General features: G+C 35.0%; 1 protein-coding gene. It reads left to right on the forward strand.

Annotation, left to right across the window (positions count from 1 at the left end; genetic code table 11):
* Positions 1 to 82: 82 nt before the first annotated feature.
* Positions 83 to 775, forward strand: coding sequence for a replication protein (locus tag IV55_RS10075; protein WP_012695376.1), 693 nt, complete (start codon positions 83 to 85; stop codon positions 773 to 775).
* The last annotated feature ends 33 nt before the right edge of the window (positions 776 to 808 follow it).

The raw sequence follows: 808 nt of genomic DNA on the forward strand, positions 1-808 counted from the left end.
AAAAAAATAAGCGAAAACTCGGCTTGGGCAAGACGATAGTTTCCGCTAAACATTGTTGTTCTATCAAGGCTATTTTAACATTATGGCAAAAGACAAATCAAGATACTTCACCTTTTTGTTATATCCCGAATCTATTCCAGAAGATTGGAAATCGAAATTAGAATTAATTGGTGTTCCAATTGCTATTAGTCCATTTCATGATATGGATGAAAAAACTGATAAATCAAAATGGACACCTGATGATGTCATACGAAATGGCAAGCACTATAAAAAGCCGCATTATCATGTTGTCTATGTGGCTAAAAATCCAGTTACTGCTGATAGTGTTCGGTACAAGATTAAACAGCTTCTAGGTGATCGGAGTATCGCTAAAGTGCAAATAGTCATCAGAAGTATGGCAAGCATGTATTCATACCTTACACATGAGTCTAAAGATGCTATTGAGAAGAAAAAACATAAATATAATAAAAAAGATATTACGCTGATAAATAATTTTGATATTGATAGATATATATCGCTTGATGTGGAAGATAAAGACGACATGCTGAATGATGTTTGTGATTTGATTGATGACCATAATTTGGCAAATATGCGTGAATTGAGACGCTTTTTAAAAGCTCATGGTTCAGAATATGGCATGCCTAGTATCAAGGTCGTTAATTCGGTTTTACGTGCTCATACTGGACTGATAAGACTATATTTCGATGCTGTTTATCAGGAACGCAAGTATGGCAGAGGAGACATAGACAAAGAAACTGGCGAGATACAAGATTGATTAGTGAATAAAAAGTGGGTGCTCAATTCGAGC

It is taken from the genome of Furfurilactobacillus siliginis, from assembly GCF_001437435.1.
In the GTDB taxonomy this organism is placed as follows: domain Bacteria; phylum Bacillota; class Bacilli; order Lactobacillales; family Lactobacillaceae; genus Furfurilactobacillus; species Furfurilactobacillus siliginis.

What these genes read in the sequence shown, in the direction of transcription:
- IV55_RS10075 (WP_012695376.1), top strand. Translation starts at nt 83, where the DNA reads ATGGCAAAAGACAAATCAAGATACTTCACCTTTTTGTTATATCCCGAA.